The following is a 21,879-nucleotide window of genomic DNA, read 5'->3' as shown; positions in this document are numbered from 1 at the left end:
CAGAAGTGGCCCCGTCATCAGGGTATAACAAAACAAAACACCTGAAAAACATAGAGCCATGAAAAGATTTCACGTAAACGTAAGAGTAAAGAACCTGGAGGAATCCACCGCTTTTTATACCGCCCTGTTCGGCACCGAGCCCACCGTGCTGAAACCGGATTATGCCAAATGGATGCTGGAGGACCCGCGCGTAAACTTTGCGATCTCCCACCACCCGGAGAATGCCGGCATTGAGCACCTGGGCATACAGGCGGAGAGCGTGGAAGAACTGAGCGAAGTATATGGCCGCCTGAAGGACGCCAAAGGCGCCATCCGCGAGGAGGGCAAATGTACCTGCTGCTATGCCAAATCAGAAAAGTCGTGGATCACGGACCCACAGGGCGTGGACTGGGAAGCGTTTTATACGTTCGGGGAATCCACGGTGTATGGGGAGCCCGCTACCAAGTGCTGCCCCGAAGCTGCTGACGCCATTTAGTACAGAATAGACTAGGAAAAACAAAATCAGCAGCAGGTATGTGTTTATACTTGCTGCTGATTTATATTTACTCCGGATACAGCTTATTAACCCGATTACAGAACGATGGAAACCGCCACCCAACACGCTGTGCTGCTGACTGAAATGCTGCCGGTGCACTATCCTCAGGTAAAGGAGATTTACGAACAGGGCATCGCCACCAACAACGCTACCCTGGAAACTAAGGCGCCGGACTGGGAAGAGTGGGATAGCAAGTATATGAAAAGCTGCCGTCTGGTGGCCTTGGCTGAAGACGGAAGTATAGCAGGCTGGGCAGCACTTACCGCGGTATCGGGCAGGTGTGTGTACCGGGGCGTGGCCGAGAATAGCGTCTACATCCACCCGAAGTATAAGGGCAGGGGTATTGGCAGGCTGCTGCTGCAGCAACTGGTGCAGGAATCAGAGCAGGAGGGGATTTGGACGCTGCAGGCACACATGCTCAAAGAGAACGAGGCCAGCGTAAGGCTGCACGAGCAGTGCGGGTTTAAGATAGTAGGTTTACGCGAGCGCTTCGGGCAGCTGCACGGCCAGTGGCGCGACACCTGGTTGATGGAAAAACGGAGCAAGGTTGTAGGCGTGTAAGTATGGATAACTGCTGTATCAACCCCACCACGAACTTACCAAAGGACAGCTGTGCCGCTGTGGCTCCTGCATTCCTGGCATACGAGGCGCAACTGCGTGGCTTCGTGCAGAAGCGCGTGCAGGACAAGATGGAGGCTGACGACATACTGCAGCAGCTCTACCTGAAACTCTACAAAAACTGCGAGCAGCTGCAGGGCGTGCACAACCTGAAAGCCTGGCTTTACCAGATCACCCGCAACACCGTGCACGATTTCTTCAGGGAGAATAACCGCCGGCAACCGCTGGAAGATGGGGTAGAACTGCCCGAGCCAGAGGACCTGACGGAGCGAAACCGGCAGGAAGTGGAGGCGCTGGTGGAACCCCTGATCAACCTACTGCCCTCCGAATACGCCGAAGCGCTGCGTCTGAGCGAGCTGGAGGGCGTGAGCCAGAAGGAGATCGCAGAGCGTTTGGGTATTTCTTATTCCGGGGCCAAATCCAGGGTGCAGCGGGGGCGCGAGAAGCTGAAGCAGCTCTTTCTGGAGTGCTGCCACCTCGAACTCAGCCGCGACGGGCAGCTGCTCGGGGCGGAGGTAAAGGCGGACTGTAAAGCGCTGCAGGAGCCGGAGAGTTGCTGCGGGAAAAGTAGCTTTGTCTAGACTTGGTGTAAGTGCTTGGTTGTAAGTCGTTTTTATAGGGTTCACTTCACTCTAGCCCTCACATAAAAATAGGAGAGGGAGTTTCAGCAATACCGGGCCCAACCACCCCTAACCCCTCCCCCGGAACAAATCCGGGATCCGAGACTTAGCCAAGGAGTGGAGTCTGCAGTTATTTTGGCTAAAGTATAAATTCTATAGCTGCTGGTATAGCGCGGACAGGTTGCGACCTGTCCCTACAAAGTATAAACCCACCCCAACCCCTCCGAGGAGGGGAATTATACTTGCTCCCTTTCCTGTCATCTCGAGCAGCGCGAGAGATTTATCGGGAATTCTAAATAGATCTCTCCCAAAGGTCGAGATGACAGAAAGCCGTGGCTATCGAAATGATACCCAGTCCTTAGGTTGAGCGCCTTGTAGATTTACGGTTTCGCTTTAGCGAAATTGCGGAGACCGCAGGTCAAGCAAAGGAAATGTACACAGCGCGATGCCAAAGGACGAGCCCTCCCGGGCTGGAGGGAGCCAAAGCCAGAGATGCAACTATAGGCTTGTGGGAACTAGAGGATCAGCGGTGTTTTGAAAGGATAGCTTGTATCAAGTAGTAGGAAGCAGCGGCTATGGAAGTATAGCCAAAGTATAAAAAGTATAAAAAGGCACAAGCGGACGCTTGCGCCAGAGAAGTATAAAGTATAGCCCAAGTATAAAGTATGGCTTTCCAAGCCAGTTGAGTTACAAACCCAACATCATAGTAGGACACGAGTTGCAAACTCGCGCCAGCAAAAGTATAAATCAACAAGTGTGACTAAAGTAAAAACTACCCCTAAAACTTATACCTTACCTGCACCTTCACATCCGATCTTCTCGGTCCCTCAATCATTTCCAGGCCGCTGCCTATACTTTCCTGATCGCGGAAATGCGTGAGGCCATACTTTAGCCATACATCCAGATCACGGATGGGGCGGAGCTGCAGCAAGGTATAAAAGCGCGTGCCTCGGCCGCTGAAGGCCGGAATGGAGAAGGCGTAGAGCACATCGCGCTCATAGGCATACTGGCGGGTGTCGTAGCTGTCGGTATCGAAGAGGGCGTAGCGGGTGCTGAGGCGGAACTTGTCAAACGTAAAGTTCACGTCCTGCGAGATAAAGTAGCCCGTCTGCCGTGGCGATTCCTGCGCATAGGTGCCAAACTGCACCCGCGTTTTCAGGTTGAGCGTGCGGGTGGGCGAGGTCTCAAAGTATAAAAGATAGTTCCGCGGCGCAGCTTGCGCCACATAGTCCATGGCGGTGGTGTTGCCGCTCAGGTTCCGGCCTTTGCTCTCGTGCCGCATTTGTGCGTAGAGACTGCTCTGGCGGGTGGGCCGGAAGTATAGGCGCACCAGGTACTCATCCCCATGCGAGGGCGCATCCACCAGGTAGCGCAGCCACGGAAACCGGAACCTGTCGTAGTAGGCGGTTATCTCCCATTTAGGCAACGGTTTTATCTTGATGCCGGTGTAAAAGCCCTGCTCGTTGATGTTGCGCGTGCCTTCCCCAAAGGCACCGCCGTAAAAAGTATGGAAATCGCGGGCGTAGTACCGGTACAGCACCGACAGCTCCACGTTGTTGGTCAGGTTGGCGATCAGCCCGTTTATACTTCCCAGGCCGCCGCTTTTACTCATGGCCGCCTCCCCGAACAAGTATACATTTTGCCAGGTGTAGCTGTAGTTGGTGCCCAGGTTGTAGTTGTGGGTGCCCGAAAACTCGAAGCGTTGGTAAGGCGCCCCTGCTTTTTGTATAGGTGCATCATAGTGCATTCCCATGGCAGTTACACCTGCTGAAAAGGTTTTATCTGCGGATTGATACTGGGCGCTGCCGCCGTACACCTGCTCCCGCACGGCGTCTTTGTTGGCCAGTTCGGTAGGCGTCCGGTGAAAACCCGTGGTCTGGATGCCGGTGAAGAACTGCTCCTCCGCAAGCAGCGTGTCGGACTGGCCCCGCAGGTTGGCGTCCACGAGCTTGTTCGAGTAAAAAGCTGTTACATCCACCTTGCCCAAGGTATAGGTTGCCGCGCCGCCGCGCATAAAAGCGTACTCCAGCACGGAACTGTATGGCCGGATGCCCAAATTGGGCCGGCTCACGGTGGTGATGGTCTCGCCGCCTTTGCCCACGCTGTAGCCCGAGGAGAGGAGTAAGCCCTGCCCGAACTGCAGCTGGTAATCGCCCAGGGCAATGGTTTTGAAGCGGCCTTTGTTGTAGAGCTGCAGGTGCAACGTATAAAAGTCGAAGCCGTATCGGCGGGTGCCGGGGCTCCAGGTAAATTGCTCGCCGGCGTCCTTCTCGGCGGTAACGCCAAAACTATAGTCGCGGGTATGGCTGATGCGGTAGCGCAAGTATAACTTCTCGGGCGAGCCTAAATAGCGGGTGGTGGAGCGGCTGCTGGTGTCTACCGAAGTATACCCGCGGCGCTGCTGCAGCGTGCGCTCGTACCGAAGTATAAGCGCGTTGTTATCCTCCCCCACCATGCGTTGCCAGAGCGGCCGTGAATCAGATTGCAAGCCAGCGCCCGGCACCTGCACGAAGGGCAACAGGCGGTAGATGGTAGGCAGATCGAAGCCCGGAATGGCCTGCAGCTCGTAAATGCTCAGCAACTCGCCGTTCTCCTGCAGGTAGTTAAAGTATGATACGATCTGCGGGCGCGAGAGCAGGTATAAGGAGGCCAGTTCCTCGGGCGTGGTGCGGTTTAAGTTAACAGGGCGCTGGTAGTACTGGAAAAGCGTTTCATAAAGGTCTTCGTAACTTATACTTTCATCGTCCTGCTCGGCAAACAGCTCCTGCACCAGCAGGTCCAGGTCGATGTTCTGGCGCGGATAATCCTGCGCCCACAGCGGCGGCAGGCAACACAGGATGCAGCAAAGTATAACGTAGCCTCTTCTCATAAGCGCTAATGACGTATCACGACACACGTATCACGTATCATGACAAAGGAATTTTCAACATAGGACTAAATAAGACAAAAGATGAATTATAAAGTATAAACCCCACTTTCTAACTTTTTAACCTTCTCACTTTCTAACTATAGAGACGCAGCATATTGCGTCTCAACAACTCCCAACTCTCTAACTCACAGAAACTCTCCAGCTCACTGGCTTTCCCTGGAGAAAGTATAACCTACTGAAACATGGTGGCTGTTACCGATGGGCGTGGTGGAGCCAAAGGCGTAATCTACCTGCAGTTGCCGCGCTTTGAAGCCGGCGCCGAAACTAAGGCTGCCGGTAAGCGTGCTGAAGCCGGAGCGAAGTATAAATTTCTGTTGCAGCAGCGCGTACTCGGCCCCGGCCTTAAAATCAGCGTCATGGTCTATGCTTTTTTCCGTTTCGGCGGCCAGCAGCAGGCGGGTGGTGGGGCGGTAGGAGAGGCCGGCTTTCATCACAGTAGGCAGGCGCTCATCCGCAAAAGAGGCTAGCTTTGCCTGGTTCAGGTTGTAGGCAAAGGCGCCAAAGTATAAATCGGGCACCACCTCTCCCTGCACCCCAACCGAGAGCGCCACCGTTTTCCGGCTGCCATACTCCTGCACGGCTACCTGCCACACATCGGCCTTCGCCCCGATGCTAAACTGCCCCAGCTTGTGCGCCACCCCCAGCCCGGCGTGCTGCTGGCTAAAGAATGCGTCCCCGAAACGGCTCAGGCTCAGGCCATAGGTGCCATACTTTTGCGTGGGGAAAACTGCCTGCAGGGCCACCGTGGTAAAGGCGCGCTCCCCGAACCTGTTCTCCGCATACACGCCCACGGCCGGAGCGGTCAGGGTAGCGATGCCGGCCGTGTTGTTTGCCACCGCCCACACATCCGCCACCGCCGCCGAAGTATAGCCCATGCCAGCCGTGCGTGCCCCGAAATTGCACAGTTGCTGCGCCTGCGCCCCGGCCTGCCCAAGTATAAATGCCACAAAAAGTACAAGCGTAAACGTCTGCCTCATTGCCTCAGGTTTGGTGCCCGCTACCTGCTGTAGTACTGCCATACTTCCCTATTTAAAGTATAGAATATTAGTTTATAGCGTTTTTTTATTGATTTCCCCCTTTACGTGCCCCGCTCCTTAAATGATGTGTCGTAACCAGGCAACTTCAAAAAGCATCGCTGTACTTGCCGCCTAAAGAAATCTGAGTGTTAACATCAATTTTGATTCTGTTGGTACTACTTTATTTTATAATTGTATTATTTAGATGGAGAGACAAAGGGCTTAGTACGTAGAATTAAGCTGTAACAGTTTGTAAATCAGCTAAAGATGTGCTTATGAAAAAGGTTCTACTACTTAGTCTGGTACTGGCGTTGCTTCTGCCCTTATCAGGCTATTCGCAAGGAGCCAGAACGGTGACGGGGCAGGTTACAGACCAGGAATCTGGCCAGCCGCTGCCCGGTGTGGCGGTAATTGTACAGGGTACTACAGTAGGTACTACAACCGGTGCCAATGGCGAGTACACGCTAAACGTGCCAGCGGATGCAACAACATTGATGTTTCGCTTTCTGGGCTATGCCGAAGTGCAAAGGGAGATCGGGAACGCCTCCACCATCAACGTGGCCATGGGCCTAGACTCCGAGCAACTGCAGGAGGTGGTGGTGACGGCCCTGGGCCGTGAGGAGGAGGAAAGGACCCTGGGGTACGCCACCCAGCAGGTGGGCGCTGAGCAACTAACGCAGGGCCGCGAGCGCAGCGTAGCCAACGCCCTGCAGGGCAAGGTAGCCGGCGTAAACATACAGAGCCAGGGCGGCGGTCCCGGTGCTTCTACCCGCGTGGTTATTCGTGGCGCTAAATCCATATCCCAGAGCAACCAGGCCTTATTTGTGATAGACGGTATCCCGATCGACAACGGCAGCACCGGAACGGGGGATGACCTGAATGCCGGAGTGGACGTGGGTAACCGCGCCAACGACATTAACCCGGATGACATCGAGTCCATCAACATCCTGAAAGGGCCGGCGGCGGCGGCGCTCTACGGTGCCCGCGCTGCAAACGGGGTGATCATGATCACAACCAAATCGGGCAGAGGGGCCACCAAGAAGGCCGAGGTCACTTTCCTGACTTCTTATACGATAGAGGATGTCCTGCGCTACCCCGAGCTGCAGAACCGCTACGGGCAAGGCTTCTTCGGGGAGCCGGACCTGCTGGAGAACACCAGCTGGGGACCAGCCTTTACGGGCGAGCTGCTGCCATGGGGCCAGGTAATAGATAACCAGCAGCGCGTAAAGCCATATGCTGCCCTGGAGGATAACATCAAGGAGTTCTTCGATTACGGCCACAACTGGACCAACACGGTTTCGCTGTCCGGGGCCGCCGATAACGCTACCTACTATGCCTCTTACTCCAATACGCGGCAGGAGGGCGTGGTGCCCACAACAGAGTATAACCGCCACTCCCTTGCCGTGAAGGGCACTACAAAGCTTCTCAACAAGTTCAACTCCTCCGCCTCCCTTACTTACACCAAGTCTGGCGGCGACTTTGCGTTGACAGGGCAGGGCAACTCCGTTTTCAACCAGATCATCCAGACGCCGCGAGACATTCCGGTGCGGGAGCTGGAGGACCTGGAAAGCCCCTTTAACGACGAGGCGGGTTTCTACTCGCCCTACACCATCAACCCATACTGGTCGCTAAGGAACCAGACCTATGAGAATGAGGTGGACCGCCTGTTCGGCAACATCACCATCGGGTATGATATCATGGAGGGGCTCAACGTAACCTACCGCATCGGCACGGACTTCTACACCGACCGGCGCAAGCAGTTTATGGCCATCCGGGACGTGGAGGGGCAGAATACTGCCAACAACAACAATGGCATGTACCAGGAGCGCCAGATCTACTACAGGGAGGTTAACTCTGACCTGATCGTGTCCTATACCAGGGAGTTGTCGGAACTGCTGACGCTGGATGTCCTGGTAGGCAACAACATTAACCAACGCGAGAATGATGATCTGTCAGCCACTGCCGACGCCCTGGCCAACAACGAGTTCAGGTCGCTGAGCAACATCATTGGCACGCCGCTTACTACCAGTTTCAGGGATAAGCGCAGGCTGGTGGGGGTATACGGATCGGCGAAGGTAGGCTACAGGAACTTTCTGTGGCTGGAGGTTACCGGCCGCAACGACTGGTCCTCTACGCTGCCCATCGGCGATAATAGCTTTTTCTACCCCTCCGTGAACCTGGCGTTTGATGCGGCAGAGGCCTTTGGCCTGGCAGAGACCACCCCGATCAATTTTGCTAAGATCAGGGCCAACTATGCCAACGTGGGTAACGACGCGCTGCCTTACAGCACGCGGTCTGTGTTTATCTCGGGCAACATTAGCGATGGCTTTGCCGATACTGATCTGAATTTCCCGTTTGCCGGCCTGCCCGGTTTTGAAGTAAGCAACGTGATCGGCAACGAGAAACTGGAGCCGGAGAACACGAGTTCCTGGGAGGTGGGTGCCGACCTGCGCTTCTTCAACGAGCGCCTGCGCCTGGATGCGGCCTACTATAACTCCAAGTCCACTGACCAGATCATCAACGTGCCGCTCTCCTATGCCACAGGTTTCGGCTCTGCCTTCCTGAACGCGGCCACTATCCGCAATGAGGGGGTTGAGCTGCTTGTCGGGGGCATTCCGCTCGAGATAGGGGATTTCAGCTGGGACATCAGCGTGAACTTCACCAAGAATGAGAACACGGTGGAGGACGTGGCTGGGGATAACGAGATCTCGCTGGGAGGTTTGGCGGCGGCGGCACTGGTTATCTCAGAGGGGCGGCCCTATGGCACGTTCCTGGCCGAGGATTACCTGCGCGACCCGCAGGGCCGTATCGTGGTGAACGCCTCTACCGGCCGGCCACGGCTCTCTACGGAGCAGACCTATCAGGGTACCATTCAGCCGGATTGGCAGGGCGGCCTGATAAACACCTTTACTTACAAAGGCCTGCGCATGTCGGTGGTGTTTGATACGCGCCAGGGCGGTAAGATCTACTCCAGAACAAGGGGTACGCAGCGCTTTGCCGGCACCGCTCCCGAAACGCTCTTCAACGATCGCCAGCCATACATCATACCCAACTCTGTGGTGCAGGTGGGTACCAGCGATGAGTACATCGAGAATACCACACCGCTTACCAACACCAACCTGTACGAATACTGGGGCAACCTACCTGAGGGTACCAACATCATAGATGCCTCTTTTACCAAACTAAGGGAAGTGAGCATCTCCTACAGGTTGCCGGCCACCCTCACAGAGAAGACCTTCTTTGGTAACATAGAGGTAGGGCTCTCGGGCCGTAACCTGGTGCTGTGGACCCCGGACGAGAACACCTACATCGACCCGGAGACAAACAGCTTTGGCAACGGCAACCTGCAGGGCTATGAGTTCAGTAGTTACCCAAGCACCCGCTCCTGGGGGGCTAACCTCAGAGTTACTTTCTAACGAACCGAAGACGAGAAAATCATGAAAAAGCTATCTATAAAAGTGCTTGCTGTACTCTTTGCCTTCTCTCTCGGCTTTACAGCGTGCGACGATTACCTCGATATTAACGTGGACCCCAACAACCCGCCCACTTCCACGCCGGCGCTAACCTTGCCGGCGGCGCAGGGCGAGCTGGCCTATGTGCTGGGCAACCAGTTTCAGTTTTTGGGCAACTTCTTCGCTCAGCACTGGACCCAGGCCGGCGCCGCCAACCAGTACTGCGACCTGGAGTTGTATCAGATCACCTCTTCTGACTACGATGCCCGCGTGTGGGGCGAGTTGTATGCCGGTGCCCTGCAGGACTTCCGGTTTGTAAGCGACCAGGCCCGGGAGGACAGCATACAGAATGCCGAGGCGATCGGGCGGATCATGGAGGTGTATACCATGCAGGTTATCACAGATGCCTGGGGAGATGTGCCTTACACCAGTGCGCTGGCAGGCCTGGAGAACTCCAATCCGGAGTACCAGTCGCAGCAGGAGATCTACGACCTGCTCATCGTTCAACTCGACTCGGCTTTGCTGCTGATTGATGAGGAGGCCCCCTCCGGCCTTGGCGACGCGGATTTGGTGTATGGGGGAGACATGGGCTTGTGGCGCAGGTTTGCTAACACGCTGAAACTCAAAATATACCTGCGTCAGGCATACGTAAGGCCCGATGTTGCCCAGAATGGCATACAGGCCCTGTATGCCAGCGGCGCGGAATTCCTGCAGATAGGGGAGACAGGTGGTGTGGCGTTTGCTGACCAGACGCTGAACCGGAATCCTTTCTTCCAGACCCAGGTGGAGTTTAGAGGAGGGGTGGATGTGGTGGCCAGTAATACCTCCCTCAGCTACCTGCAGGAAACAAATGACCCGCGCCTTAATGAGCTTTATGCCCCGGCAGAAACGGGTGCAGCGGCCGGCAACTTTGTGGGGGTAGACCAGGGGGTGGAATGTACCCCTGATAGAAGCGGCGATCAGTCTAACACGGTATCCAAGCCGGGACCTGCCGTGGCCAGTCCGACAACAGCGGTGCCATTTTTAACGGCGGCAGAGAGCTTCTTTCTGCAGGCCGAGGCCGCAGCCCGCGGCTGGACAGGAGGGGCAGGCGGTGAGGCCAGCGAGCTGTATGCGCAGGGCATCAGAGCCTCTTTTGATTACCTGGGAGAGGATGTGGCACTGGTAGACCAGCTGCTCCAACAGTCCGGCGTAGCCTACCCCGCCGGAGGGGACGTGGAGGCGCAGGTCGAGCAGATCCTCACGCAGAAATGGGTATCGTTTAACGGGGTGCAGGGCTTCGAGTCGTGGACAGAGTACAGAAGAACCGGTTACCCCAGCTTTATAGCGCCATCGGCTGCCTCCACGCTGGGCGCGGACCTGATCCCCAAGCGCCTGGTATACCCTAACACGGAAGCGATCCGGAACCAGAATTATCCCGGCCTGATCGAGATAAACGAGCCGGTGTGGTGGGACGTGAAGGATTAATGTGGAACCTAAAACGCAAGAAAGATGAAAATTCTTAATAAAATCTTCATGATGGTCATACTTTCCGCCTCCGCCCTTCTTTTGTCCGGCTGCGAGAAAGATGATGAAACCGCGAATGTCTCGTTTATTACCACCTATCCGGTTGTGTCGCTGGTCGGGGAGCAGTGGGAAGTTTTGCAGGTAGGGGAGGCCTTCACAGATCCCGGGGCAGAGGCATTTGAGGGCGAAACCGCCATCGAGTATACTACATCGGGAACAGTGGATCCCAACGTGCCCGGCGTATATGTGCTCACCTATACCGCCGTTAACCAGGATGGCTTCTCGGGCTCTATCAGAAGGTACGTGGGCGTTGTTACCCCCGAGGCGGCGGCCATTGATCTGAGCGGGCAGTACAAGCGCAACGCGGGTGCCTTGGGGGTCTCAACCGTTACCCAGATTGAGCCGGGCTTGTTCGAGACGGATAACATAGGAGGCGTCGCCGCACCAGGCCCTTCCACAACTGTCAGGTTCTTTCATTATGATGTTGGTCAGTTGGGGGTGCCTCCGCAGGATGTGCAGGGCAGTGAGTTCGCCGCTGTTGATGCCACCGTGATACCTGGGGTCAGCTATACTTGGTCTGTTATCAACTCCGGCTATGGCGCGGCTCCCCGCACGTTTGTCAAACTATAAACCTGTACCACTATGAAATTAAAGTATACTTTATTGCTGACCCTGTTCCTCTCGCTCGGTGCCTTTACCTCCTGCGATGACGATGACGACGATGACATAGACTATACCGCCACGTACCCCGTCTCGGGGGATTGGGTGGTTACATTCAACGTGGAGACCGCACCCGGGCAATTCGAGCCGCTTACGGACCCGACCGAGGTGCTGATCTACAACACGGCGGCCAATACGCCCACAGAAGTATGGGTAGACGATGAGGGTAACTTCTGGGAATTTAAGGTAAAAGCTCCCCTTGACATCAAAAACCTTACGTTTGGCGGAGAAAACCTGGAAAACGATTACTACCCCTCACAGGTAACCATTACCGACGGGCAGGTGTTCCTGGGTGCAGTGGAAGTGAACAATCGCATGCAGGACAGCATTTACTTCAGGGTATCTTTCAGCGACGACACGGACGCAGAGGGCAACGAGGCTCCCTTCGGCACCATTTACCATGTATACGGACACCGGAAAACCGGATTCGAATTTGAGTAACGACTGGTGTCCTTCGTTTGGGAAGAGGCAGGCTGCACAAGCCTGCCTTTCTCTCGTGCAGCCCCTGAAAGTATAAATCCGACCAAGTCATTCAGCATCAACTAACTAAAGTATAAAGCTAACCTTATGCGGCTGCTCGCGCTCTGGCTTTTTGTGGCTGTTCTGATGCTCTGCGAGTCACTACTCTTGCCCGCCTATACTTTTGCCCAAACCAACAGCTTTACCGTGCGGGGCACCGTGCGCGATGCCCGGACAGGAGAGGCCATTGCGGGTGCCGCTGTGCTGGCTGCAGGCACAACCACAGGAACCACGACCGATGCAAATGGTGCCTTTGCGTTATACTTGCCTGCCGGAAGTAAGACCCTTGTAATCTCCTACTTGGGGTATGAGCGGGCGATAGTTCGCATCAGTGGCGGCAACACAAAGCTGAATGTGCCGCTGGTGCGGTCGTCGGTGCAGTTGTCGGAGGTGGGGGTAGTGGGGCAGAAGCCGGTGCACGATAACATCCGCAGCGTGCAGGGCGGCATCACCAGCCTTGATATCAACACGATCAAATCGGTGCCGGCCTTTCTGGGGGAAGTGGACGTGGTGAAAAGTATAAAACTGTTGCCGGGCGTAAGCTCGGTAGGCGAGGCTGCGACAGGCTTTAACGTGCGCGGCGGAAGCGTGGACCAGAACCTGGTGCTGCTGGACGGGGTGCCTCTTTTTAATAGCTCCCATCTGTTTGGTTTTTTCTCGGTTTTTAACCCCGATGCCGTGGCGGACGTGACGCTGTACCGGGGTGGTGTGCCGGCGCAATATGGCGGGCGCCTCTCCTCGGTGCTGGACGTGCGGATGCGGGAGGGCGATAGAGAGAAGTTTGCGCTTAGCGGCGGCGTGGGCCTTGTCTCGGCCCGGCTGGCGGTGGAGGGCCCCATCATCCGGGACAAAACTTCTTTTCTGGTAGCCGGCCGCAGTTCCTACTCCGACTGGCTGCTGCGCAAGATGCCCGACGCCAGCATCCGCAACAGCCATGCGGCTTTTTACGATGCCTCCGTCAAGATCAGCCATACGTTTGATGAACGCAACAGGCTGGCCATCTCCGGCTACCGCAGCTTCGACGAGTTCGGCTTCTCGGGCGACACACTCTACAACTGGTCTACCAACGCGGCTACGGCCAGCTATACGCACCGCTTCAGTCCCAGCCTCTCCATGAGCCTCAGCGGGGTGTACACCGATTATACTTTTAAAGTGAAGACCGAGCAGCGCATGAACGCCTCAGAGTACAGCAACGGCATCGAGTTGAAAAGTATACAGGCAGATTTTGCCCTGGCCACCGGTAAGCACGCGATCCACTTCGGTGCCTCGGCCCTCGATTATACCTTTGAGCAGGGCAAACTAAGGCCGACTTCTGTAGAGTCTGGGGTGCTGCTGGTGCAGTTGCAACCGGAACAGGCGTTGGAGAGTGCTGTGTACTGGAACGATGAGGTGCGGTTCTCGCCCAAGTTCTCCTTAATGTATGGCCTGCGTTACTCGTTTTACGCCAATTACGGGGCCGGGCAAGTATACCGCTACCAGCCGGGCGTGCCCAAGCAGGAGCGCACGATTACGGATACCCTACGCTATGGCCGCGGGGAAATTATTGAAAGCTACCACGGCGCCGAACCCCGGTTTTCGGTGAACTATACTTTCAGTGAGCGCAGCGCCATCAAGCTCGGCTATAACCGCCACCGGCAGTACCTCCACCTCATCTCCAACACCACCACTATCTCGCCCACCGACATCTGGAAAAGCAGCAATACCCACATAAAACCACTGATCGGGGATCAGGTGAGCCTGGGCTACTTCCGCAATTTCAGGAAAAACACGATAGAGGCTTCGGTAGAGATCTACTACAAGCGGATGGAGCACATGCTCGACTATAAGAACGGGGCCAATTTATACCTGAACAAAACCCTGGAGGCAGATCTGTTGGCCGGCAAAGGCAGGGCTTATGGTGTGGAAGCAAGTATCAGCAAAGTAAGCGGGCGCCTGACCGGCTGGCTGAACTATACCTACGCCCGCACGGAGATTTCCATCCAAGGCGCCACAGAAGAGGAAACCGTGAACAAGGGCGAATATTACCCGGCCAGCTACGATAAGCCCCATACTTTAAACCTGGCCGGCAGCTACGAAATGGGCAAACGCTGGCTATTGGCATCAACCTTTACCTACAGCACGGGCCGTCCCATCACCGCGCCGCTCGCGCACTACGTGATTGGCGATTTCATCGTGCCCCACTTCGGCGACCGCAATCAGCAGCGCATCCTCGACTACCACCGACTCGACCTGTCGCTCTCGCTCTTGCCGGACAAGGCCAAGAACCGGCGTTGGGAAGGCACCTGGAACCTCTCGCTCTACAACGTGTATGGGCGCAAAAACCCGTATTCGGTTTTCTTCCGGCAAGTATACGGCTCCCCGCCCAGGGCCTACCGGCTGGCAGTGGTGGGTGTGCCGCTGCCCTCTATCTCCTATGATTTCAAGTTCAGGTAAGGCGTCATGAAAGAAGCAGTCATCTTATGTATCATCTTGCTGCTGATGGGCAGTTGCATCGACCCGTTGGACCTGGACATTGACGACCAGGCCGAGCAACTGGTGGTGGACGGCATGATCACCAACGAGCCGGGCCCGTACACTGTGCGCTTGAGCCGCAGCAAACCTTACGACACTTACGCCGACAACTGGGACGCTGTGGAAACGGGAGCTTCCGTTATACTTTCTGACGACCAGGGAAACCAGGAAACGCTCACCGAAGCCGCACCGGGCCTTTACCAGACCAGCGAAGCAGGCATGCTGGGCCAGCTGGGATACACCTATACGTTGAGCATCCGCACCAAAAGCGGGCAAATCTATACTTCTGCCCCCGAAACGCTCCGGCCCGTACCGCCCATCGACAGTTTATACTTCGAGGTGCGCCCGCAGCAGATCCTCAACGAGACAGATGTGGAAGAAACGATTTACATGGTGGATGTACTGGCGGATGTGCCTGACCCAGCGGAGAAGAACTACTATTTATGGCAGTGGCAGAGCACCTTTCAGGTAAATACACAGCCTTGGGATTATACGGAAAAGATAAGAGGCGTGCGGGTGCCAAGGCCCAAGGATTGCTGCGAAGTATGCTGGGTGACCAGTCCCACCGGCAGCGTAAACGTGCAGGACGACAGGCTCATAAACGGCGGCAAGCTGAGCCGGCATGTCGTGACCCAAATACCTGTGACAGAGCAGGCCTTCGGCACCAGGTACCACCTGGAGGTAAAGCAGTTCTCCGTATCTGAGGCCGCTTACGATTACTGGCGCATCCTGAAAGCCCAGATCGAGAACGGGGGAAGTATACAGGACCCGCCGCCCGCTACCATCATCGGCAACATCACCAACACGGCCACCGGCGAGCGGGCGCTGGGCTTTTTCGGGGCTTCGGCAGTAACCAGGCGCAGCCTGTTTATCCGGCGGGAGGATCTGGGTGTGCGCGTCGGGCCGTACGTGTTCCCGGATGATTGCCGGGTGATTACCAACAGCACTACCGAGCGGCCGGTGTTCTGGTAAAGTATAAAGAGATTGATGAGTTAGGCTTCCTATGGAAGTATAAGGTTTATAGCTAATTCCTATCGATCCTCTTCCTCTGGCGCAAGCGTCCGCTTTACCTTTCCCTCATCCAAGGCCCCTCTCGCTGGCGCGAGTTTGCAACTCGTGCCTACTATGGTGTTGGGTTTGCAACCCAACTGGCTCGCAGAGCCATACTTATACTTAAGCTATACTTTATACTTTGTGCTGTTTCGGACATCCGTGTCCGGAACTACTGCTGCTGCGGACTTTCTAGTCCGCGTAAGCCATACTTTTATACTTCAGTTTATACTTGCTGCTATACTTCTATACTTCTCTGGCGCAAGCGTCCGCTTGTGCCTCCCTAAGCCACCGCTTCCCGCAACCTGAACCAAGCTATACTTACTAGCAACTGCTGATCCTCCAGCCTTACAAACCTACTGTTGCATTTATACTTTGGCTCTCTCAAGCCCGAGAGGGCTCGCCTTCGGGCATCGCGCTGTGTTCCCTTCCTTTGCTACCCTTCGGTCGCAATGCCCTTGCAGGGCACCGGAATCTCACAAGGCGCTCAACCCAAAGGCTGGGATCAGTTCGATAGCCACCTGCTATGCAGTTTGAACCGGACTCCCTCTCCTGTTTTTAGGGGAGGGCTGGGGTGAGGTTAAATTCCCCGCCTTAGACAAGGAGGGGCTAGGGGTGGTTGGACCCGGCGCTGCTGAGATGCTCCTTGGAATAATGAAATAACTCCGGCCCCTTAAAAGGAGAAGTATAAACTTTCCTTTTAAGGGGCCGGAACCGTGCAATCGGTATTTGTTTTATACCTACTCTACGCTCAGTTCATCTACCAGCAGCCAGGTTTCGCGGCCGGCTACAGGATACTGGGCAGGGGCTATGCCCACGTTGCGGGCCGTCACCTTTACATAGCGCGCCTTGGTGGCCGGAAACTCGGCGGCAACCGTTTTACGCATGATACCTTCTTCCTTGCCGGTGTTGCTGATCACTTTCACGGTTTTAAAGTTCTTGCCATCCTCCGACACGGCATACTCTATCTGCTTAGGCAGGAACACGCGGTAGCCGATGTGCTGCACGTAAGAGCTGCTGATTCTAGAGATGGACTGCACCTGCTCCAGGTCGATCACGGCTTCCAGGTCATTTTTCAGGTAGCCCAGCCAGTGACCGTCGTAGTGGTCGGTGGTGCCGTAGAGGCCGTTTACCAAAGTGGCTGTACCCGGCGAGAAGCTGCGGTGCGGCTCCCTGGCCAGCGTTACCTTGCGGTTGAAGCCCTTATGAGCATCAAAAACTTTGGTTGTGGCCTGGCCTATCAGTTTGCCATCCTTAAAAGAACCTGCCTTGATCACGGCAGCTTTCGTCAGCTCAAACGGCCCGGTATACTTCTGCGATTGGGCTGTTGGCTCAGAACCATCGAGCGTGTAAAAAATATCGGTTCCGGCAGCATCGGTGGTGAACGTCACCTTGGCGGCCTTGCGCTCAGGAACTACCTGCAGTTGCTGCTTCACCTGGAAGGCACTCTTGGCGTAGTTTATGCCCATGGCATCGTAGCGCTGGTACTGCTGCTGCATACGCGTTTTAAAGTCTTCCCAGTCTTTCAGGTGTAGCGGCGTCCAGAGCACTTCCGACAGGGCCGCGATGCGCGGGAAGGCCATGTACTCCACATGCTTCGGGTTAGGCATATACTCAGTCCAAACGTTGGCCTGGGCGCCTAGGATGTACTTTTGCTCTTCTTTGGAAAGCTCTGCCGGCGTAGGGTTGTAAGCGTAAACCCTCGAAAGCGGGTTAGCGCCATGGATGGTCACCGGCTCCAGCTCCCGGTCGCCCTGGTAGTGGTCGAAGTATACGTAGTTGCCGGGCGTCATGATGACGTTGTGCTTTTGCTTAGCTGCCTCAATGCCGCCTTTCTCGCCGCGCCAGCTCATCACGGTCGCGTTCGGGGCCAGCCCGCCTTCCAGGATCTCGTCCCAGCCGATGATCTGACGGCCTTTGCTGTTCAAAAACTTCTCCATGCGCTGGACAAAATAGCTCTGCAGCTCGTGCTCATCCTTCAGGCCTTCGTCTTTGATGCGCTTCTGGCACTTCGGGCATACTTTCCAGCGGGTTTTCGGGGCTTCGTCGCCGCCAATGTGGATGTACTCGCTTGGGAACAGGGCGATCACTTCCACCAGCACATCCTCCAGAAACGCAAAGGTCTGCTCGTTTCCGGCGCAGAAAACATCATCGAAAATGCCCCACTTGCCTTCTACTTTAAACGGCCCTTCCGTACAGGCCAGCTCCGGATAGGTTGCCAGTGCGGCCAGGACGTGGCCCGGCATCTCAATTTCAGGAACTACCGTGATGTAGCGCTCTTGGGCATACTTTACCACGTCTTTTATCTGCTCCTGGGTATAAAAACCACCGTGGCGTTTGTCGTCGTAGGTCTGGGGCAGATCCCAGTAATGGCCGATCAGGGTGCTGTCGCGCCAGGCGCCAATCTCGGTGAGTTTCGGGTGCTTTTTGATCTCGATGCGCCATCCCTGGTCATCGGTCAGGTGCCAGTGGAAGGTGTTGAGCTTGTGCATGGCCAGGTAGTCGATGTACTGCTTCACAAACTCCACGGGCATGAAATGACGCGTCACATCCAGGTGCATGCCGCGCCACTCGTAGCGGGGTTTATCGGCTATACTTACCGCAGGGATCGTTACCGGCGCCTTGGTAGGCTGCGGCGGCAGCAGCTGTTGTATTGTTTGGGAACCGATAAAAAGCCCATTGGGCTGGTTGGCGGCAAGTATAATTTGCTCAGGTGTTACTTCTAACGTATAGCCTTCCTTGCCTAAGGTATCAGGGGCTGTGGTAAGGCTGAGTTGGATGATGTTTCTGGCCTTTTTCTTCGGGTCTTTTTGTACCACCTGCGGCTGCACACCGGTAGCGGTTTTTATACTTTGGGCCAGCTGGTCAGCGATACTTTTGAGCTCCTCATTTTTAGCCGGCACGTGAACTTTCGTATCGGCATTGAGGGTAAAGTGGCCGCTCTGGGGCGTCAGGTGCTGCGGCTTGGGGATGATGGAAATGGCCGGAGTTGCTACCTGGTTCTGCGCCTGGGCACTGCCAAGCCCCAGTAACAAGGCCAGACTAAGCAACAGGGGGAACGTTTTATTCAATCTCATGAAATGTTTAAGTAATGTTCGAACATCAAGGATAAGGAATATTTGATGGAAATGCCAGATGAGGAGTTAGAGAGTTGGGAAGTTAGAAGGTTATCCAACCACCCCTACCCCTCCTTATCTAAGGAGGGGAGCCTGCCATTACTGTTTGCTGAAGTATAAAGTGCTATAGTCAAAGTATAGAACACCCCTATTGAGCGATGCTCGCAAGCTTCGAACTACCCTTCTCACTTGTCCTCAAGGGGACACTTTGGCTCAAGTTGCATCAGCAGCGGCTATCGAATGATACCCAGTTTTTCTGTGAGGCGCCTATGCGAGTTTTTCCGGTGACGAACGTGAGTGAGGCAGCCCGAGGTACGAGGGCAGGAAAAGCTCCCAGCGCCGAGCGGGAAAACGAGCCCTCTCGGGCTTGAGAGCACCAAAGCCGGAGGTGCAACGGTAGGTATATGGGAACTAGAGGATCAGCGGCAGCTAGAAAGGATAGCTTGCCTCAAGTGGAAGGAAGCAGCGGCTATGGAAAGTATAAACGACATGTATAATAACTACAGTCAATCTAAAAGAAGTAAAATAAGCTTATGCAGCTTGCCCACAAGATCCTTTCAGGATGACAAGAAAGGGGAAAGCGGACTCTATACTTAGCAAGTATAGCCCAAGTATAAATATGGCTTTTCAAGCCAATCGAGTTACAAACTCGATATCATTAAAGGACACAAGTCTGGAGACTTGCGCCAGAGAGCGGGGGAGTATAAAATCCTGTTGATCCCTTCATCCTGAAAATCCTGATTCAGACAAGTATAAAGTATAGCATCAGCAAGTATGGCTTAGATGGACACAAAATTGCAGATTGGTATTATGAAAAAAGCATAAAAATAACATCGGCGCTGAGGATGCCCCAGCGCCGATGTTTATACTTTAACAAGACAGATGCTTAGTCCTTCACCTGCAGTTTAACTCTGGCTTTGCCTTGTTTCTTATCTACCTTAAACTCGGTTTTGCCTTGCTTCAGGTTTTGCCGGGCCTCTTCTACAACTGATTTCAGCAGCTCGGCCTGCGGCGTGGCGGCTTCTTCTGCTTTAGCTGTGGCAGCTTCGCTTGGGCCTGGGTTCTCGCCGTCCACGATCGTCATCTCGTTGATCAGGTTGGTGGCACCGGCATACTTTTCGATCAGGAAGAGCACGTAGCGCGAGTCCACGTTGATGCAGCGTTTGTAGTCCGGGTCGTATACCAGGTCGCCGGTCATGGCTTCCCAGTTGCCGTCGAAGGCCAGGCCGATGAGCTCGCCTTTGCCGTTGATCACCGGAGAACCGGAGTTGCCGCCCGTGATGTCGTTGTCGGTGATGAAGTTAACCACCAGCTCGCCTTTGGAGTTGGCGTAGCGGCCGTAGTCTTTGGCTTCATACAGCTGCTTGAGCTTGGCCGGAATGATGAACTCCTCGTTGCTTGGGTCTTCCTTGGCCATAGTGCCTTCCAGGGTAGTATAGTAGCTGTACTCCACCCCATCCTGCGGGCTGTAGCCTTTCACGGAACCGTAGCTCAGGCGGATGGTGGAGTTAGCATCCGGATAAAATACTTTGTCCGGGTTCATCAGGCGCAGGCCGGCTACGTACAGGCGGTTGGCTTTGGCCAGTTTGGCCTCGCTTTCAGCTACTTTCGGTGCGATGTTGTTTCTGTAGTTGTCCACAATGGAGCTCACGATCTGGAAAGCCGGGTCGTTATCAAGCGCCTTTTGGGTTGGATTCTGCAGGAAGCTGTTGAGTTTCTGCTCGTTCACCACAATGGAGTTGCTATATACGTGGTCGGCCAGTTTCTCGAAGTTGCCTTTATACTTTTGCACCAGCTTTTTGAAGGCTTCTGGCTGCTGGTCTTTGGCGATGTCCTCGTGGTAGGCCTTCATCATAGCAGCAAACACCTTCTTGTCGGCTGGCAGGTGGTAGTCTTTAAAGAAAGCGTCTACGCGCGGTTTTACGTCCTCAGCTGCTTTCCTGGCAGCGGCCGCGTTACCCGACTTCAGGGCGTTGTAAACCGGCGTCAGGCGGTAAGCCATCAGCAGCGCTTCCGTGCCCAGCACGGCTTCGTTCAGGTACACCGAGCCCAGGTTATACTTCTCGATGGTGGCATAGGCGTCAGCAATGTCGCTCATCACGTTGCCGTAGGTAGCTTTGCGCTCGGCGTCGGCGTTGGCCCAGGACTGGAACTTATCCTCGTCGGCAATTTTACCCTCGATAGTGCGCATGCGCTTGATACCTTCGTTCTGGCCGATGGAGTATTTGTAGTAATTGGAGGTAGAGGCATACTTGGAGGCATACTTGATGCGCGTGTCGTCGCTCTTATCCATCTCATTTTTCCAGATATCCAGCTTTTTCTCGCGCAGCTTAATGCGGGAGTTGTTGAGCTGGTTTACTTCCAGTTTCAGGCCGTGCGAGGTCATGAAACGCTTGGTGCGGCCCGGGAAGCCAAAAACCATGGCAAAGTCGCCCGGATCTTTGTCGCCGATGTTGATGGGCAGGTGGTGGGCTGGCTTGTAAGGCACGTTGCTCTTGCTGTACGTGGCAGGAGAGCCATCCGGCGCCATGTACACGCGGAACATCGAAAAGTCGCCGGTATGGCGTGGCCACATCCAGTTATCCGTATCGCCACCGAACTTACCAATAGAAGATGGCGGAGCACCTACCAGGCGCACGTCGGTATACCGATTGTAGACGAACAGGTAAAATTCGTTGCCATTGAAGAAATCACGCACATACGTTACGTACTTGCCGTTCTCAGAAGCCTCTTTGGCCAGTGCCTGCGTACGCTGGGCAATCAGTTGGGCGCGCTGCTCTTCCGGCGTGTTGTTGTCGATACCTTCCAGAACTTTGGCCGACACATCGTCCATGTAGTGCAGGATGTCCACAAACAGGCCCTCGTTTGGCAGCTCCTGGTCTTTGGAAGTAGCCCAGAAACCGTTGGTCAGGTAATCTTTTTCAGGCGTGGAGTGCGACTGGATCTGGCCGTACCCGCAGTGGTGGTTGGTGAGTAGCAGACCTTCCGGGGAGACGAACTCGCCGGTACAGAAGCCACCGAACTGCACGATGGCATCCTTCAGGCTCGAATTATTGACAGAGTAGATTTCTTCGGCTGTCAGCTGAAGTCCCTGCTTCTGCATATCGGTGTAGTTCAGACGCTTGATGAGCATCGGCAACCACATACCTTCGTCTGCCTTGGCCGCGAACGGCGTGCTCAGCGAGACTAAAAGGAGGAGTGAAAGGATTCTTTTTAACATGGAAATTTGTTTAGATTAGTTAAACCGTGGCAAATTTAGCAAAACTTGCCGCCTTTTGCTGTAAATC

At 55.0% G+C, this 21,879-nt stretch carries 13 protein-coding genes; 9 read left to right on the top strand and 4 right to left on the bottom strand.

Annotation, left to right across the window (positions count from 1 at the left end):
- Positions 1–58 precede the first annotated feature (58 nt).
- The 3 genes from A3841_RS00895 to sigZ all read left to right on the top strand — a co-directional run bounded on the left by A3841_RS00895 (position 59) and on the right by sigZ (position 1,734).
- Positions 59–475 (top strand): ArsI/CadI family heavy metal resistance metalloenzyme, encoded by a 417-nt coding sequence (locus tag A3841_RS00895; protein WP_073850404.1) that lies wholly within the window; start codon positions 59–61, stop codon positions 473–475.
- Positions 476–580: 105 nt separating this feature from the next.
- Positions 581–1,096, top strand: a complete 516-nt coding sequence (locus tag A3841_RS00890) for a GNAT family N-acetyltransferase (protein WP_073850403.1) — start codon at positions 581–583, stop codon at positions 1,094–1,096.
- 2 nt (positions 1,097–1,098) lie between these two features.
- Entirely contained in the window at positions 1,099–1,734 is a 636-nt protein-coding gene (gene sigZ, locus A3841_RS00885; RefSeq protein ID WP_083610102.1) for an RNA polymerase sigma factor SigZ, read from the top strand.
- A gap of 817 nt (positions 1,735–2,551) precedes the next feature.
- Here sigZ and A3841_RS00875 read toward each other — a convergent pair.
- Together A3841_RS00875 and A3841_RS00870 are read right to left on the bottom strand one after the other, a co-directional pair.
- Positions 2,552–4,642, bottom strand: a complete 2,091-nt coding sequence (locus A3841_RS00875) for a ComEA family DNA-binding protein (RefSeq protein WP_073850401.1) — start codon at positions 4,640–4,642, stop codon at positions 2,552–2,554.
- Between the two features lie 203 nt (positions 4,643–4,845).
- Positions 4,846–5,721 carry a hypothetical protein gene (locus tag A3841_RS00870; protein WP_073850400.1) on the bottom strand — a complete coding sequence of 292 codons (876 nt, stop codon included), beginning with the start codon at positions 5,719–5,721 and terminating at the stop codon, positions 4,846–4,848.
- A 272-nt stretch (positions 5,722–5,993) separates the two neighbouring features.
- On the opposite strand from A3841_RS00870, the gene A3841_RS00865 reads away from it, so the two are divergent.
- The 6 genes from A3841_RS00865 to A3841_RS00840 all read left to right on the top strand — a co-directional run bounded on the left by A3841_RS00865 (position 5,994) and on the right by A3841_RS00840 (position 15,398).
- Complete coding sequence (locus A3841_RS00865; RefSeq protein ID WP_073850399.1) at positions 5,994–9,134, top strand: SusC/RagA family TonB-linked outer membrane protein; 3,141 nt, start codon at positions 5,994–5,996, stop codon at positions 9,132–9,134.
- 21 nt (positions 9,135–9,155) lie between these two features.
- Positions 9,156–10,637 carry a SusD/RagB family nutrient-binding outer membrane lipoprotein gene (locus A3841_RS00860; protein WP_073850398.1) on the top strand — a complete coding sequence of 494 codons (1,482 nt, stop codon included), beginning with the start codon at positions 9,156–9,158 and terminating at the stop codon, positions 10,635–10,637.
- 24 nt (positions 10,638–10,661) lie between these two features.
- The gene (locus A3841_RS00855; protein ID WP_235861233.1) at positions 10,662–11,306 is read left to right on the top strand and encodes an immunoglobulin-like domain-containing protein; all 645 of its coding nucleotides are present in this window, start codon (positions 10,662–10,664) and stop codon (positions 11,304–11,306) included.
- A gap of 12 nt (positions 11,307–11,318) precedes the next feature.
- Positions 11,319–11,837 carry a lipid-binding protein gene (locus tag A3841_RS00850; RefSeq protein ID WP_073850397.1) on the top strand — a complete coding sequence of 173 codons (519 nt, stop codon included), beginning with the start codon at positions 11,319–11,321 and terminating at the stop codon, positions 11,835–11,837.
- Between the two features lie 126 nt (positions 11,838–11,963).
- Complete coding sequence (locus A3841_RS00845; protein WP_073850396.1) at positions 11,964–14,348, top strand: TonB-dependent receptor; 2,385 nt, start codon at positions 11,964–11,966, stop codon at positions 14,346–14,348.
- A gap of 6 nt (positions 14,349–14,354) precedes the next feature.
- A complete protein-coding gene (locus tag A3841_RS00840; protein ID WP_073850395.1) occupies positions 14,355–15,398 on the top strand; it encodes a DUF4249 domain-containing protein in 1,044 nt (347 codons plus the stop codon).
- Between the two features lie 818 nt (positions 15,399–16,216).
- Here A3841_RS00840 and A3841_RS00835 read toward each other — a convergent pair.
- The gene (locus A3841_RS00835; protein ID WP_073850394.1) at positions 16,217–18,553 is read right to left on the bottom strand and encodes a glycoside hydrolase family 20 protein; all 2,337 of its coding nucleotides are present in this window, start codon (positions 18,551–18,553) and stop codon (positions 16,217–16,219) included.
- 925 nt (positions 18,554–19,478) lie between these two features.
- Entirely contained in the window at positions 19,479–21,812 is a 2,334-nt protein-coding gene (locus A3841_RS00825) for a S46 family peptidase (protein WP_235861232.1), read from the bottom strand.
- Positions 21,813–21,879 lie beyond the last annotated feature (67 nt).

This window comes from Pontibacter flavimaris, from assembly GCF_001907195.1.
Taxonomy (GTDB): Bacteria; Bacteroidota; Bacteroidia; order Cytophagales; family Hymenobacteraceae; genus Pontibacter; species Pontibacter flavimaris.
This window is presented reverse-complemented; position numbering and strand designations above follow the sequence as displayed.